General features: G+C 41.4%; 16 protein-coding genes and 1 riboswitch. Of the genes, 14 read left to right on the top strand and 2 right to left on the bottom strand.

Annotated elements, in window-relative coordinates; translation table 11 throughout:
- Positions 1-87: 87 nt before the first annotated feature.
- The 10 genes from hisE to PCY06_RS02485 all read left to right on the top strand — a co-directional run bounded on the left by hisE (position 88) and on the right by PCY06_RS02485 (position 8,503).
- Positions 88-402, top strand: a complete 315-nt coding sequence (gene hisE, locus PCY06_RS02530; protein ID WP_082307550.1) for a phosphoribosyl-ATP diphosphatase — start codon at positions 88-90, stop codon at positions 400-402.
- Positions 403-435: 33 nt separating this feature from the next.
- The gene (locus PCY06_RS02525) at positions 436-1,185 is read left to right on the top strand and encodes a PHP domain-containing protein (RefSeq protein ID WP_082307551.1); all 750 of its coding nucleotides are present in this window, start codon (positions 436-438) and stop codon (positions 1,183-1,185) included.
- 212 nt (positions 1,186-1,397) lie between these two features.
- On the top strand, positions 1,398-2,660 hold the full coding sequence (locus PCY06_RS02520) for a UDP-N-acetylglucosamine 1-carboxyvinyltransferase (RefSeq protein WP_045773250.1): 1,263 nt from the start codon (positions 1,398-1,400) through the stop codon (positions 2,658-2,660).
- A gap of 47 nt (positions 2,661-2,707) precedes the next feature.
- On the top strand, positions 2,708-3,259 hold the full coding sequence (locus PCY06_RS02515) for a GNAT family N-acetyltransferase (protein WP_060553376.1): 552 nt from the start codon (positions 2,708-2,710) through the stop codon (positions 3,257-3,259).
- Positions 3,252-4,529, top strand: a complete 1,278-nt coding sequence (spxR, locus tag PCY06_RS02510; protein WP_060553377.1) for a CBS-HotDog domain-containing transcription factor SpxR — start codon at positions 3,252-3,254, stop codon at positions 4,527-4,529. The genes PCY06_RS02515 and spxR overlap by 8 nt, the downstream gene beginning before the upstream one ends.
- Before the next feature lie 21 nt (positions 4,530-4,550).
- The gene (locus tag PCY06_RS02505) at positions 4,551-5,408 is read left to right on the top strand and encodes a methionyl aminopeptidase (RefSeq protein ID WP_008809335.1); all 858 of its coding nucleotides are present in this window, start codon (positions 4,551-4,553) and stop codon (positions 5,406-5,408) included.
- Positions 5,409-5,556: 148 nt separating this feature from the next.
- Positions 5,557-6,450 (top strand): YihY/virulence factor BrkB family protein, encoded by an 894-nt coding sequence (locus PCY06_RS02500; RefSeq protein WP_060553378.1) that lies wholly within the window; start codon positions 5,557-5,559, stop codon positions 6,448-6,450.
- Positions 6,451-6,547: 97 nt separating this feature from the next.
- Positions 6,548-7,210, top strand: a complete 663-nt coding sequence (locus tag PCY06_RS02495; protein ID WP_060553379.1) for a hypothetical protein — start codon at positions 6,548-6,550, stop codon at positions 7,208-7,210.
- A gap of 118 nt (positions 7,211-7,328) precedes the next feature.
- Complete coding sequence (locus PCY06_RS02490) at positions 7,329-7,778, top strand: MarR family winged helix-turn-helix transcriptional regulator (RefSeq protein ID WP_060553380.1); 450 nt, start codon at positions 7,329-7,331, stop codon at positions 7,776-7,778.
- Between the two features lie 17 nt (positions 7,779-7,795).
- Positions 7,796-8,503, top strand: a complete 708-nt coding sequence (locus tag PCY06_RS02485) for a B3/4 domain-containing protein (RefSeq protein ID WP_060553381.1) — start codon at positions 7,796-7,798, stop codon at positions 8,501-8,503.
- A 94-nt stretch (positions 8,504-8,597) separates the two neighbouring features.
- Here PCY06_RS02485 and PCY06_RS02480 read toward each other — a convergent pair whose 3' ends face one another.
- The gene (locus PCY06_RS02480; RefSeq protein WP_046165391.1) at positions 8,598-9,020 is read right to left on the bottom strand and encodes a GNAT family N-acetyltransferase; all 423 of its coding nucleotides are present in this window, start codon (positions 9,018-9,020) and stop codon (positions 8,598-8,600) included.
- A gap of 31 nt (positions 9,021-9,051) precedes the next feature.
- Positions 9,052-9,489 (bottom strand): GtrA family protein, encoded by a 438-nt coding sequence (locus tag PCY06_RS02475; protein ID WP_060553382.1) that lies wholly within the window; start codon positions 9,487-9,489, stop codon positions 9,052-9,054.
- Positions 9,490-9,517: 28 nt separating this feature from the next.
- Positions 9,518-9,652: riboswitch (PreQ1 riboswitch) on the top strand.
- Here PCY06_RS02475 and PCY06_RS02470 point away from each other — a divergent pair.
- From PCY06_RS02470 to pulA, 4 genes are all read left to right on the top strand, one after another.
- A complete protein-coding gene (locus PCY06_RS02470) occupies positions 9,650-10,159 on the top strand; it encodes a QueT transporter family protein (protein ID WP_045635190.1) in 510 nt (169 codons plus the stop codon). Its footprint overlaps the riboswitch before it by 3 nt.
- Positions 10,160-10,305: 146 nt before the next feature.
- Positions 10,306-12,264, top strand: a complete 1,959-nt coding sequence (gene ligA, locus PCY06_RS02465; protein WP_060553383.1) for an NAD-dependent DNA ligase LigA — start codon at positions 10,306-10,308, stop codon at positions 12,262-12,264.
- A gap of 9 nt (positions 12,265-12,273) precedes the next feature.
- Positions 12,274-13,230 (top strand): diacylglycerol kinase family lipid kinase, encoded by a 957-nt coding sequence (locus PCY06_RS02460; RefSeq protein ID WP_012130475.1) that lies wholly within the window; start codon positions 12,274-12,276, stop codon positions 13,228-13,230.
- A gap of 18 nt (positions 13,231-13,248) precedes the next feature.
- Positions 13,249-15,546, top strand: a complete 2,298-nt coding sequence (pulA, locus tag PCY06_RS02455) for a type I pullulanase (protein WP_082307553.1) — start codon at positions 13,249-13,251, stop codon at positions 15,544-15,546.
- Positions 15,547-15,588 lie beyond the last annotated feature (42 nt).

The following is a 15,588-nucleotide window of genomic DNA, read 5'->3' as shown; positions in this document are numbered from 1 at the left end:
AACTAAGAAGTCAGTATCAAGCCACCAGCCTGCCATTGGAAAGAATTGCTTTTTATAGTAAAATAAGGACAGTAACAAGGAGATACTATGCTAGAAACTCTCTATCAAGAAGCCCTCAAACGCAAAAAAGAGCCCAAGGAAGGCTCCTATACCAGCTATCTCTATGACAAGGGGCTGGACAAGATTCTCAAAAAAGTCGGGGAAGAAGTGACAGAAGTAGTCATTGCGGCTAAAAATGCTGATAAGGACGAGATTGCCAATGAGACAGCTGATCTGCTCTACCATATGGCGGTCGCTCTCGTCGAGACTGGCGTCAGTCTGGAAGAGGTAGAGGCCGTCCTCCAGGCCCGTCAAGGCAAGCAGAGCCGGATTCATGACCGACCTGAAATTGACCAATACTAAACGGATATAAGATTTGCAGAAAGGCGGTCCAGCATGCGCGACAACCATCTTCATACCTATTTTTCCTATGATTCTGAGGCGGATTTCTGTGACTATCTGGACCATTACGAGGGCGAGATTGTCACCACTGAGCACTATGATTTGTCCAATCCCTACCCTTACGAAGCTGCCTCGCCCCACGATGATGTGCCTGACTATGAGGCCTATTCAGCAAAAATAGCAGAGCTGAACCAGCAATATTGCAACCGCATCAAAAAGGGCATTGAAATTGGCTATTACGCTCCGCGTAAGGGCGATATCTTAGCTTTCCTAGCGGACAAGGAATACGACCTGAAACTATTGTCCGTCCACCACAATGGCAGCTTTGACTATCTGGAAGAGCCAGTCCTGCAGCTGGATAAGATGGAATTAATTCCCCGCTACCTAAGAGAGTTAGAAGAGGCTATTGAGGCTGTACCAGCAGATGTCTTAGCTCATTTTGACTATGGTTTCCGAAAATTTGCGCTTACCGTAGAAGAGTTAAAGACTTTTGAACCAGAGCTGCGACATCTTTTTCAAAAGATGATTGACCACGATCTGGCCTTTGAGCTCAACTGCAAGTCCATGTATCTATATGGACACGAGGAACTCTATATCTATGCTCTCTCTCTAGTCAAGGAGCTTGGCGGTCAGCGCTTTTCAGTGGGATCAGACGGCCACAAGCTGGAGCATTTTAGACTGGGTTTTGATCAGATTCAGAAAATCTTGGAAGCCTTTGAAATTGGGGAAGATGAGCTCATCTAACGTCCGTTAGACCTGCCTATGCTAATAAAGAAACAAAATATGAAATAGGACGTTCTAAAAAGTGCCTATTTACCTAACTGTTATTCAAGAGAGAAGAAAGAGTCTTCTCTCTTTTTAAAATCTCTGTCTTACGAAAAGAATAGGCAAAAACAGGTATCTGTGATATAATAGATAGGAATTCTATGTATGAAAAAGCTTGAGAGAGAAATAAAATGAGAAAAATAGTGATAAATGGTGGCCGTCCTTTAAAAGGTGAGGTTACGATTAGTGGTGCAAAAAATAGTGTAGTAGCTTTGATTCCAGCTATTATTTTGGCAGATGGCATTGTGACTTTAGATGGAGTGCCAGCTATTTCAGACGTTGATAGCTTGATTGACATCATGGTAACCATGGGAGCTAGTGTGAAGCGAGATGGAGACAGTCTTGAGATTGATCCGCGCCAGGTTCAAAGTATGGCGATGCCCTATGGTAAAATCAATAGCCTCCGCGCTTCCTACTATTTCTACGGAAGTCTTTTAGGACGCTTTGGAAAAGCAACTGTAGGTCTTCCAGGTGGATGTGACCTTGGACCTCGTCCGATTGACCTTCATTTGAAAGCTTTCGAAGCTATGGGAGCTCAGATGACTCAAGAAGGTAATGCCATGCATCTGGAAGCCGAGACTGGACGCATGCGAGGAGCAAGCATTTACATGGATACAGTAAGTGTCGGTGCGACGATTAATACTATGTTAGCTGCTGTTCGAGCATCTGGTCGGACGGTTATTGAAAATGCAGCCCGTGAACCTGAAATTATTGATGTTGCTACTCTTTTGAATAATATGGGTGCCCATATTCGTGGTGCTGGTACAGATATTATCACAATCGAAGGTGTAGATAAGCTTCATGGGACTCGTCATCAGGTTATTCCAGATCGAATCGAAGCAGGGACTTACATTTCACTGGCAGCAGCAGTCGGCCAAGGGGTTCAGATTAATAATGTCTTGTATGAGCACTTGGAAGGTTTTATCGCTAAGCTAGAAGAAATGGGCGTTAGAATGACTGTCTCAGAAGACAGCATCTATGTTGAAGAGCAAAGAGAACTCAGAGCTATCAATATTAAAACCGCTCCATATCCAGGGTTTGCTACTGACTTACAGCAACCAATCACTCCGCTTTTGTTGAAAGCTAAAGGACGGGGCATGATAATGGATACGATTTATGAGAAGCGAATTAATCACGTGCCTGAGCTTGCTAAAATGACAGCTAAAATCTCTTCAACCAGTCATCAAATTATCTATGAAGGACCAAATCAGCTACATGGTGCTGCTGTAAAAGCTACTGACTTACGCGCGGGAGCGGCATTGGTTATTGCAGGTTTGATGGCTAAAGGCCGTACAGAGATTACCAATATTGAGTTTATCCTTCGTGGCTATTCTAATATTATTGAGAAGCTGAAAAATTTGGGTGCCGATATTGAGTTGGTAGAAGAAGCGTAAGGATACAAGAATAGGATATATACGAAAGTATTGTCTAAAGGTAGCTTATGAATATTTGGACAAAACTAGCTGAATTTGCTTTTATTGAAACAGACCGCCTGCTACTCAGACCCTTCTCTTACCAGGATGCAGAAGATTTCTATGCCATAGCCTCCAATCCGCAGAATCTGGAGTTTATCTTTCCGAGTCAGTCTGGTCTGCAGGAAAGCCAGTATGTAGTAGCTAACTTTTTTATGAAGAATCCTCTTGGTGTTTGGGCAATCTGTGATAAAGAAAGCCAGCAAATGATAGGTTCTATCAAGTTTGAGAAGTTAGATGAAATTAAGCAAGAAGCTGAGCTGGGCTATTTTTTAAAAAAGGATTATTGGGGAGGGGGACTAATGACCGAATGTGTCAAAGAGATTCTCTTTCTATCTTTTAGCGAATTTGACCTAAAAAGGCTAAGCATTGTCACTCATCAGGAAAATCTAGCTAGTCAGCGTGTTGCTCAAAAGGCGGGTTTTAAAATGTGTCGACAATTTAAAGGAAGTGACCGCTATACACGCAAGATGAGAGACTATATCGAATTTCGCTATGAAAGAGGTGATTTTTATGAGTAAACACCAGGAAATTATCGCTTATTTGGAGAAACTTCCTATTGGTAAAAGAGTCAGTGTTCGTAGTATTTCGAACTATCTAGGAGTCAGTGATGGAACGGCTTACCGAGCGATTAAGGAAGCTGAAAACAGAGGCTTGGTTGAGACTCGTCCTCGTAGCGGTACTGTTCGAGTGAAATCTAAAAAAGTTGTTCTAGAGCATCTGACCTATCATGAAATCGCTGAAATTACTCGTTCAGAAGTATTAGCTGGACAGGCTGGTTTAGATAAGGAATTCAGTAAGTTCTCTATTGGAGCTATGACAGAGCAAAATATTATGCGTTATCTGACTGAAGGAGGTCTCTTGATTGTTGGGGATCGGACTGAGATTCAACGCTTAGCTCTAAAGAATGAAAATGCTGTCTTGGTTACAGGGGGATTTCGAGTTGAAGAGGATATTTTAACTCTTGCAGATCGGATGGGAATCCCGGTCATGCGGACCCAGCATGATACCTATACAGTAGCGACAATCATAAATCGTGCGCTTTCCAATATCCAAATAAAAACAGATATTTTAACAGTTGAACAGGTCTATCGTTCTAGTCATGAATATGGCTTTTTAAGGGAAACAGATACAGTTCGAGATTATTTGGAGCTGGTGCGTAAAAATCGTTTCAGTCGCTTTCCGGTCATTAATCAGCATCAAATGGTGGTTGGAGTAGTGACGATGCGGGATGCAGGAGATAAATCACCCCATACAAATCTGGATAAAATTATGACAAAAAATCCTTTTATGACAGGTTTGAAGACGAATATTGCCAATATTAGTCAACGGATGATTGCAGAAGATTTTGAGATGATTCCTGTTATACGAAGCAATCAAACCTTGCTAGGAGTCATTACTCGGCGGGATATTTTGGAAAAAATGAGTCGGGAGCAGGTATCGAGTCTGCCAACCTTTAGTGACCAGATTGCTCAGAAGTTAGTTCAGAACGCTAATGGTTTCTCCTTTACAGTAGAGCCTTTTATGCTGGAAAATAACGGGGTTTTATCGCATGGAGTTCTAACAGAAATCTTAAATACTGCAACTCATCAGCTGGTGGCTTCTAATGGACGAAGTTTAATTATTGAGCAGATGATGGTTTACTTTTTACAAGCTGTTCAATTGGATGACTACTTGACTTTGACTTCCCGTGTGGTGCATGAAACAAGACGTTCAGCAATTATAGATTATGATGTCTATTTAGACCATCAATTAGTAGCTAAAGCGACTATGACAGTGAAAATAAACTAAGAAGAGGAATAAAATCTAAGAATGATTACAATAAAATCGCAACGCGAAATTGATTTAATGGCAAAAAGTGGGGAGTTTCTCGCTTCTATTCATCGAGGTTTGAGAGACTTGATTAAGCCAGGGATCGATATGTGGGATATTGAAGAATACGTCCGCAAACGCTGTAAAGAAGCAAATGCTTTGCCCTTGCAGATTGGTGTAGAAGGCAGCATCATGGACTATCCGTATGCTACTTGCTGCTCTCTAAATGATGAAGTGGCTCATGCTTTTCCCCGTCATCAAAAGCTGGTAGAAGGTGACATTATCTGTGTAGATATGGTTGTCGGATTGGTTGATAAGGCTGAATTAGATGTTTCAAAACTGGATTTTAATAAGGTCTCAGAAGTCAAAAAATACACAGAAAGTTTTCGTGGCGGTGTTGCAGATTCTTGCTGGGCTTATGCAGTTGGGAAAGTCAGTCCAGAAGCTCAGCAACTCATGGATGTGACCAAAGAATGTCTTTACCGAGGAATTGAAGCAGCACAAGTTGGTAATAGAATTGGCGATATTGGTGCAGCAATCCAAGAATACGCTGAAAGTCATGGTTATGGTGTTGTGCGAGATTTGGTTGGTCATGGAGTTGGTCCGACTATGCACGAAGAACCAATGGTACCCCACTATGGTCGAGCAGGACGTGGTTTGCGTCTAAGAGAAGGGATGGTATTGACCATCGAACCTATGATTAATACTGGTACTTGGGAAATTGACACAGATTTTAAGACTGGCTGGGCCCATAAGACTCTTGATGGTGGTTTGTCTTGCCAATACGAACACCAGTTTGTCATCACCAAAGACGGTCCAGTGATTTTGACCAGTCAGGGTGAAGAAGGAACTTATTAGAAAACATAGGAGGTTGGGATAAGGCGTTCCTAGCCTCTTAACTTTGTCCGATAGAGACTGAGAACCGTAGCAAAAAAGACTTCTTGCTATTAGAAAATAAAAAAGAAATAAATGATGGGCCTTTGCCCTAGTTTTAGAAAGGAAGCTCATGAAAAAAATAGTCGAAAAACTGAAACAACAGCATTTTTTACGGGCTTTTATAGGCTTTTATGATAAGTCTGAAATAGGCATCACCAGTATAGCTGTAGCCTACTATTTTTTGATTTCGGCCCTTCCTTTATTATTGGTTTTAGCCAATATTTTGCCCTATTTTCAAGTTCAAACGGATGCCCTCTTGAATTTGTTAAACGATATGCTACCAGATTCGCTTTATCCCATGGTGGCTAAAGCTGTGAAAGCCGTTTTTGGTCAGCCGTCTTCTGGTTTACTAGGTTTCTCCATCTTGTCAGCTCTCTGGGCTTTTTCCAAATGTATCTCATTTTTGCAAAAGGCTTTTAATAAGGCTTACGGTGTCACAAAAGGCCATGGCCTGCTTCGAAACCGCCTGTTTAGTTTTGTAGTGAGTATTGGTTTACAGATACTCTTGATCCTTTCCATGATTCTATCTGTTTTTGGTCGAAGTATTCTAACTGTGGTATACAATGTTTTTGATTTAGATGTCTCTTTTTACAGACAAATCACTACTATAACTGAAGGTCTTGTTTTCCTAGTTCTCTTTCTAACCTTAGTTGCTCTCTATTATCTTTTGCCTAATGTTAAGATAAACAAACTTCGTTACGTCTTGCCAGGAACCATCTTTGTAGTGGGAATTCTCTTTGGCCTATTGAATTTATTTAGTGCCTATTTAGAAGCGTATATGAACCACTTTATTAATGTCCGTTTTTTCGGATCAGTAGTTGTCATCATCATCATGTTATGGTTCATTATTGTTTCTAAAATATTGATTATCGGTGCTATTCTCAATGCGAGTATCCAAAGTTGCTCTGAGTCCGAGTTTCAATTAGATAGAATAGGAAGTTTTTCCTTTAAAAAGAAAGACTAGCCCAATGTCAATCTAACGGATGGCCAGAAAAAACTCCATAAAAAAGTCTTTTACTTATCACCAAACTTTATTAGCAGATGAGAAGGGAGAAACATCCATGAACTCTGAAAAAAATGCCGCAATACGATCAGAAGTTTTCAAGCAAGAGCTTGCTTCTAGTCTATTGTCTAAAAAGGTATCTACGATAAAGAAAGTAGCTAAGCAAATTAGACGCCAACGCATAGAAGGCCTGGATCAAGCATTAGCTGAAGCTCTGGACTTTGTTATGACAAAACCAAGATCATGGGAAGCTCAGCATGAGTTGATTTTAACCATTGCGGCGACAGAATGTACTAGCTTAATACCTTATCTGGAGAAATTAGTTCAAGGAAATTACTCAGCGACTGTTCTCTATCGAAGCTTGGCTTTAGCTATCGTATATTTGCAAAATAAAGACAGGAAAGAGTTGAGCTATGTATACTCTATATTAGAAAGTGGCAACCAGAACTTATTTGCTGGAGCTTTGCTAGGCTTGAATCAAAGAGAAGTTGTACTCAGTCATGAGGAAGTCCAAGACTTCTATAGTGTAGCTAAACGTGAAGTATACTTAGAGAACTTCAGGCAGGTCATTTCTCCAATTCAGGTCCTAGTATCAATGGCTTACCTGTTTGAGGACAGGGAGCGACAAGAACTGATTAGCTACTGTCAAGAATTGAATTCTGCATTTTTCTCTAGTATCATTACTAATCTTAATAAGAATAAGAAGATTCCTTACTTGTAAGGATTTTGATATAGATCTCTTAAAGAGGATTTTCCTCTTTTTTCTTTTTAGATGATTTTATTGCATTTGCAATAAAATATGCTATAATAGTTTCAAATAAAAGTTTAAAGGAGGGGATATGTCAGTATTGCGGGAAATTGGGATTATTGCCCGAGCTTTGGATTCCATTGCTAATATTGAGTTCCGTGACATAGAGCTAGCACGAGGTCAATATCTTTATCTGGTGCGAATCGCGGAGAATCCAGGAATTATCCAAGAGGAGCTATCGGAGCTGCTCAAGGTGGATCGCTCAACGGTTGCTCGCTCTGTTAAGAAGTTGGAGGCCAAGGGATTGATCCAGCAGAAGGCAACCAAAGACAACAAGAAGAACAAGGAATGGTTTGTGACGGAAAAAGGGGAAAAACTCTATCCTTTTATTCTAGCGGAGAATAACTATTCTGAAGAGACATCCCTGCAGGGCTTTTCTCAGGCGGAAGTTAAAGCCTTGGAGAAAATGCTGGTCCGAGTACGTGAAAATATCACAGGTGACTGGGAAGCCGTCAAAAAAGGACAAAAAAGAAACTATTAAGATTAAAGAGGTGCATCATGAATATTACAGTTGAAAAAGCATTTTGGGAAGTATTTCCAGAAGCGCAGATTAGTGTTTTAGTAGTCAAAGGACTGGATAATAGTGTGGATGAAAGTGAGGATCCATATTTCAAATCCCTGCTGGATAAGGGAGTGAAACGAGCTGAGGACTTTATCTTAGATGAGAACTTCACTCAAAATGAAGTCATTCAAGAGTGGCGGCAGGCCTTCAGCAAATTCAAGACCAAGAAAGGAGCGCGTTCCTCTATCGAAGCTCTGCTCAAGCGGGTTAGTCAGGGACGGGAATTTCATCCCATCAATCCTTTGGTCGATATCTACAACAGTGTTTCGCTCTCTTATGCAGTTCCTTGTGGCGGTGAGGATTTGGATAAGATTGTCGGAGGTCTTCATCTAGGAAAAGCCAAGGGTGGGGAAGCCTTTTTCCCATTGGGTGCTGAGAGTGACGCACCGGCACTGCCAGAAGAAATCATCTACTACGATGAAGAGGGAGCTGTCTGCCGTTGCCTTAACTGGCGAGAAGCCCAGCGGACTATGCTAACAGAGGAAACCAAGAATGCCATCTTGGTTATTGAGGCCATCAATAAAGAGCAAGCAGTACGCGCCCAAGCTGCCATGACAGAACTCCAGACTCTGATTGAGGACTATTTTGGCATCAAAGGTGAAATCACCCATCTGACTGCTGAACATCCCAATCTGGAAATTTAAAAATAAAAAAATCTGGATCAGAATTATCTGGTCCAGATTAATTTATGTAGGGTAGATCTTTTTTATAAATAGTTGCCAGAATCCCCCTTTCTCATCAGTTCTCAGGTCCTAAATCTTTCGTAAAATAGTACCTTTTTCCGCTATAAGGATATTCTTTCAGGGTAAATACTTCTTGATAACCATGTTTTTTATAAAAATCAGGTGCCTGAAACTGATAGGTATTGACGAATGAATAGGTGCAGTTTCTGACTAGGGCCTCTTTTTCCGCCTGATCCAAAATTTTTGATCCAATACCTTTCCCGCGAAGGTCTTCTTTGACAAATAGATATTCGATTTCAAGCCAATTTCCAAAAGTTTCTCCGGTCAAGCCAGCTATGAGATTTCCTTCTTCATCCTCTAAATAAATGTCCAGAGCTTGGCTTTCTGACGGTTCTCTTTTTGAGCGGTTATAGGTTCTGAGTAAGTTTCTCAGTTCTTCTCTTTTAGCTGAGTCACCATTTTCAAATTTCAAGTTCATTTCTGCCTCCATGGAGCTCTTTCCGAGGTCTTTAGTTCTTTTTCTCAAAGACAAAGAGTTTGCTGAAAACGTAGTTTAGAACAATAATAAGCACCTGAGCGATAAAGGTTTCAATAGTGTTGACCATTTTGATATTATGATTAACAAACTGGCCGATAATCTGCGGGAAGCTAGTCACAAAAATAAAGGTCAAGAGTAAATTTAAACCCATCGTAGCCAATCGGGCCGTGAAAAACTTGACTAGTCTATCAGGCCAGCCTTTTCTTTCCTGCTTAAAAACAATAGTGTCATTGGTCGCAAAGGCAAAGAGAATACCGAGAACATCACCGATTATCGTAGCTAGTATTTCGTTTCCGGTCACTTCATAGCAGAGCATACGGCTCGCAACAGATACGATAGTTGTTGCCACACCAAAAAAGAGATAGGATAGGATCTCGTTGTCAAAGAATTTTTTAATTAAGGATTTCATAAAGATAGTCTATCATATTTCAAATATTTATGCTATACTAGTTGAGTTGCCGAGTTTGTAAGGGAGAGGCTTGTCTTTCTTCTTATTCCTAGCAACCCTTGGCGCTTAGCTTCTTTCGCCAAGCATATTACACGCGGTAAAACCGCTAAAGGAGAATTTGATGAAAAAATTAACTGCCCGTGATATGGTGCAAATTGCTCTTGTAGCAGCTATTTACATTGCTCTTACAATCACACCACCCTTCAATGCGATTAGCTTTGGCGCTTATCAGTTTAGAATTTCTGAAATGATGAACTTTATGGCCTTTTACAATCGTAAATACATTATTGGTGTAACAATCGGTTGTATGATTTCCAATTTCTTTAGCTTTGGTATCTTAGATGTTTTTGTTGGTGGGGGGTCAACTTTAGTTTTTCTAACTCTTGGGGTTGTCCTATTTAGCAAAGTTAAGCCGGGCTATCTGCTCAACGGTTGGCTTCGAAAAGACTTCTTTTTGTTCTCTATTTTCTTTTCGATTTCAATGGTGACAATTGCTATTGAATTGAATATTGTTACTGGAGCACCATTCTTACTTACATGGTTTACAACAGCTATTGGAGAATGTGCATCTCTACTTGTCGGAGCTATCTTGATTGATAAAATCAGTAAGCGCATTGACCTAACCCAATAAAAACGAAAAGGCTTATTAGGTTTGTGAAATCTGAGGCCTTTTTTCTTGTCGTTAAAGCTAAGAGAAACTTTGATTGATAGGCCTTTTTCTTCGCTTTTTAAGGGAAAAAATAGGGCGAATAGAGATATTTATGATAAAATAAGAGTATGAAAGATAGAATGTCTGAGTTAGTTTCCCTGCTCAATCGTTATGCTCATGAATATTATACAAAAGATGCGCCAAGTGTGTCAGATAGTGAGTATGATCAGCTTTACAGGGAACTGGTTTCATTGGAAGAGCAATATCCAGACGAGATTTTACCAGAGAGCCCGACTCACCGAGTGGGTGGAAAAGTTTTAGATGGTTTTGAAAAATACCAACACCAGTATCCTCTCTATAGTTTGCAGGATGCTTTTTCACGTGCAGAATTAGTTGCCTTTGATGAACGAGTAAGAAAAGAATTTCCAGATGCGTCCTACCTTTGTGAACTGAAAATTGATGGTTTATCTATTTCACTGGCATATGAAAATGGTATTTTGGTAGCAGGAGCGACTCGTGGTGACGGATCCATTGGTGAGAACATTACGGAGAATCTCAAGCGTGTCAAGGATATTCCTTTGACCTTACCAGAACCCTTGACTATTACAGTACGTGGGGAATGCTATATGCCAAAGGCATCTTTTGATGCGATAAACCAGCTTCGTCAGGAAAATGGGGAGGCAGAATTTGCCAATCCAAGAAATGCAGCAGCAGGGACCTTGAGACAGCTGGATACATCAGTTGTAGCCAAGCGCAACCTAGCAACATTTCTCTATCAGAAAGCCAGCCCAACATCTGAAGCGACTCAGGAGGATGTCCTTGAAAAACTGAGTCAGCTTGGCTTTTCTGTCAATGAAAAACGGATATTGGCTAGCACTATAGACCAAGTCTGGGACTTTATCGAAAAGGTTGGTCAGGAGCGGGACAGTCTGCCATATGAGATTGACGGTATTGTCATCAAGGTCAATGACTTGGCGGTGCAAGAAGAACTTGGTTTTACTGTTAAGGCGCCTAAGTGGGCTATTGCTTATAAATTTCCTGCGGAAGAAAAAGAGGCTCAGCTTTTATCTGTAGACTGGACAGTCGGTCGGACTGGAGTGGTAACACCTACTGCTAATTTAACACCGGTTCAGTTGGCGGGGACTACTGTTAGCAGAGCGACTTTACATAATGTAGATTACATAGCTGACAAGGATATTCGTAAAGGAGATACCGTCATCGTATATAAAGCTGGAGATATCATTCCAGCTGTCTTGCGTGTGGTAGAAGGCAAGCGTGTTTCAGATGAACACTTGGATGTACCTAGCCAGTGTCCGAGTTGCCAGAGCGATTTGCTCCACTTTGAAGATGAGGTTGCCTTGCGATGTATCAATCCGCTCTGTCCTGCCCAAATCATGGAAGGATTGGCGCACTTTGCCAGTCGTGATGCTATGAATATTAGTGGCCTGGGACCGGCAGTGGTTGAAAAGCTCTTTGCTAAGGATTTGGTTCGAGATGTGGCAGGCATTTACCGCTTAAGCATCGAAGATTTACTCCAGTTAGAGAACTTTAAGGAAAAATCAGCTAATAAATTATATAATGCTATTCAGGCTTCTAAGTCAAACTCAGCCGAAAAACTCTTGTTTGGCTTAGGTATTCGCCATGTTGGTAGTAAGGCTAGTCGGATTTTACTGGAGAAATTCCATGATATTCCAAGCCTTGCTCAGGCAGAGCAAGAAGAGATTGCCAGCATTGATAGTCTTGGCATGGTGATTGCTAAAAGCCTGCACAGCTATTTTGCCCAAGAGGGAACACAGATCCTGCTGAAGGAGCTAGAAGAAGCTGGAGTTAACTTGGCCTACCTTGGTGAAAAAGTGGCTGCAGATGCAGTCCTATCGGGTAAAACAGTTGTTTTAACAGGAAAATTAGAAACATTAACACGAACACAAGCTAAAGAAAAACTTCTTCGTTTAGGAGCCAATGTTGCTGGCAGTGTTTCCAAGAAAACGGACTTGGTTATTGCTGGAGCGGATGCAGGTAGTAAATTGGCTAAGGCCCAAGAATTGGGAATCGAAATCCAAGATGAAGTATGGCTTGAACAGTTATAGAGGCACTGTATGAAAGATGTAATAAAACGAGCAAGACTCATTTACAACCCGACATCTGGTCAGGAAATTATCAAAAAGAATATTGCGGAAGTGCTGGACGTTTTAGAGGACGTAGGCTATGAAACCAGTGCTTATCAAACGACGCCAGAGCCTCTTTCTGCGCAAAAAGAAGCAGAGCGGGCTGCTAAAGCTGGTTTTGATTTGATTATCGCAGCGGGAGGGGACGGCACCATCAATGAAGTCGTAAACGGAGTAGCCCCCTTGGAAAATCGGCCTCGCTTGGCCTTCATCCCGACAGGTACAACCAATGACTATGCGAGGGCACTGAAGATTCCTATGGGAAAACCTGTCGAAGCTGCAAGAATCATTGCTAAAAATCAGACCATCAAAATGGATATCGGCCGTGCCTTTGGGCAAAAATATTTCATTAACATCGCAGCGGCCGGTACTTTAAGTGAGCTGACCTATCGTGTTCCAAGTGAAGCTAAATCTCGCTTGGGCTACTTTGCCTATGTTGCCAAAGGTGCGGAAATGTTGCCACGTTCTAAATTCCGCAAGGTCCGTATTACTCATGATCATGGTGTTTTTGAAGGTAAGATTTCACTCATGTTTGCAGCACTGACCAATTCTATTGGAGGCTTTGAGCAAGTTGCTCCAGATGCCAAATTAGACGACGGAAACTTTACCTTGATTTTGGTCAAAACAGCCAAACTTTTTGAAATGCTGGCCCTACTGATTCAGGCCATTAACGGTGGCCAACACGTGACAGATGTCAATGTCGAATACTTAAAAACAAGTAAACTAAAACTAGAAGTTTTAGACAGCAAAGAACCATTTATGCTTAATCTTGATGGCGAATATGGTGGAGATACCCCTGTTGAATTAGAAGTCTTCCACAATCACTTAGAATTTTTTGCCAATATCGATGAAATCAGCGACGATGCTCTTTGTTCAGAAAAATCATGATGAACCTAGGAGATAAAAATGCCAGACTACCAGGTCTTAGTCCATTACCATAACCCCACTGATGATTACCTTTCGTACAATATATGGCAGTGGCAGGAAAACCAAATCGGAAAGGAAGCTTCATTTTCTAATTTTGATTATTTTGGGCGAAGTGGACTTGTTACTTACCAAAGTGAGACAAACTTGGATTATGTCCATTTGATTATAAAAAAAGCAGACTGGTCAAGCCAGACCATTGATTATACCATTCGTCTCTTGCCGGCTCACCTGGTTACAGAAGTTTGGATTCTTGAGGGAGACCATCAAGTCTATTATTCTAGGCAGGCGGCAATCACTAGCCACTATTACAAATACAGAAATCCTCACGCTTTTGATATGGCGGTTTCTTCCAAGGAATTTGACCGTCACTGGGGCTATCAGGGAAGTTTAGGTGTCTTTTACCAAGCTGACAAGACTGAATTTAAACTTTGGGCACCAACGGCAAAAGCGGTTGAAGTGGTCATCTATAAAGATGCCAGCAACCAAGCCAGCATTTGGAAAACTATTTCTCTAAATAGAGGCCGAGATTTCTCAACAGACCACACAAAGAATACAATCGGAGTGTGGCAAGGGAGCATTTCTGAAGACCTAGCCAAGCGTGCCTACCAATATCGGGTGATCTTTGATCATGAAGAATACTTGACTCGGGATCCATATAGTCAGGCTACTAGTCCTGATGGTAAACGAACAGCTATCGTGACAGACCAAGAACGAAATCCACTTGGATTTCAAGTTAAGCAGGGACAAGAAGCCCACTGGCGCGTGAAGAATGCCTGCCAAGCAGTTATCTATGAGATGCATATCCGTGACCTAAGCCAGTCAGAAAGCTCAGGTGTCACACCAGCTTATCGCGGAACCTTCCTCGGTGCTTGTCAAACAGGTACGACAAATGGCACTGGTCAAGCGACAACCTTTGATCATATTCGTGACTTGGGTGTGAATTATGTCCAGCTCCAGCCCATTTCAGATCGTCATAAAGACTATGATGAAAATGGGCAGGTAACCTATAACTGGGGATACGATCCGCAGAACTATAATGCCCCAGAAACTAGCCTTTCTAGTAACCCATCTGATCCAGCTCAGGCTATTCGTGATTTAAAAACCTTGATTCAAGCCTATCATGATGCTGGTATCGGAGTGATTCTTGATGTAGTCTATAATCACAGTTACTCTACCTTTGACTCTCCTTTTCAAGCCAGTGTTCCCGATTATTACTATCGAATGAATCCAGATGGCTCTTTCCAGAATGGAACCGGAGTCGGGAGTGAAACCGCGAGCGAGCATGAGATGTTCCGTAAGTATATGATTGATTCACTTTTGTATTGGGTCAAAGAGTATAATGTGGATGGTTTCCGGTTTGATTTGATGGGGATCCACGATGTAGAGACCATGCAGATCATTCGAGATGAGTTGGACAAGGTAGACCCACGTATCCTGACTTACGGAGAAGGATGGGATATGGGGACAGGCCTCCTGCCTCAAGATAAGGCCAAGAAAGACAATGCCTATCAGCTTCTAGACATTGGATTTTTCAACGACAATGAGCGAGATGCTATTAAAGGTGCTGAGGTGTTTGGAACCTTGAAAGCTGGATTTGTCAGTGGACAAGGGACGGAAAATATCATTGCCAAGGCTATTTTAGGAAGTAGTGAGTTAGGTAGCTACCTCATGCCAAATCAGGTCGTCAATTATGTCGAAGCTCATGATAATTATAATCTACATGACTTACTAGAAGAATTCCATCCACATGATGATCTAGAAACGCTTACCAAGCGGATTGAACTGGCAACAGCCATGAATATTCTTATGCAAGGCTTAGCCTTTATGGAGCTAGGACAGGAGTTTTCTCGAACTAAGTTGGTGGGAACAGGACCAAATGGCCAGGTGACCCAAGCAGATAAAGAAAGAGCTATGAATAGCTACAATGCGCCAGACCAAGTCAACCAGGTGGATTGGAATCTACTTTCGAAACATCAAGACAGTGTCAATTTTATCCGCAAGATTATCCAACTAAAAACGACCAGGAAAGAATTTTCTTACTCGACTTACGAAGAAATATACCAGCATGTCTATGTTCGTCATGCACAGACAAATAGTGGTCTTATCATTTTTGAAGTCAAGGACAAGAAGCATTATTTAGTCGTCTTTAATGCTAGTGGCACACCTTATCGCTTGGAAAATGCGGACCAGCTCAAACTAGTCGTCAGCAATAACCGTAGCAAAATTAAGACAGAAGTTGAGAACTTAACTGCTAGCGTTTTTGAGATCTTAGCTTAAGTAGATTCATTTTAGATGACCTTATTTTATAAAATCATTGAA

Source organism: Streptococcus sp. SG1, assembly GCF_030439935.1.
In the GTDB taxonomy this organism is placed as follows: Bacteria; Bacillota; Bacilli; order Lactobacillales; family Streptococcaceae; genus Streptococcus; species Streptococcus gordonii.
The sequence above is the reverse complement of the archived record's forward strand: the minus strand, read 5'-3'. Positions and strand labels throughout refer to the sequence as shown.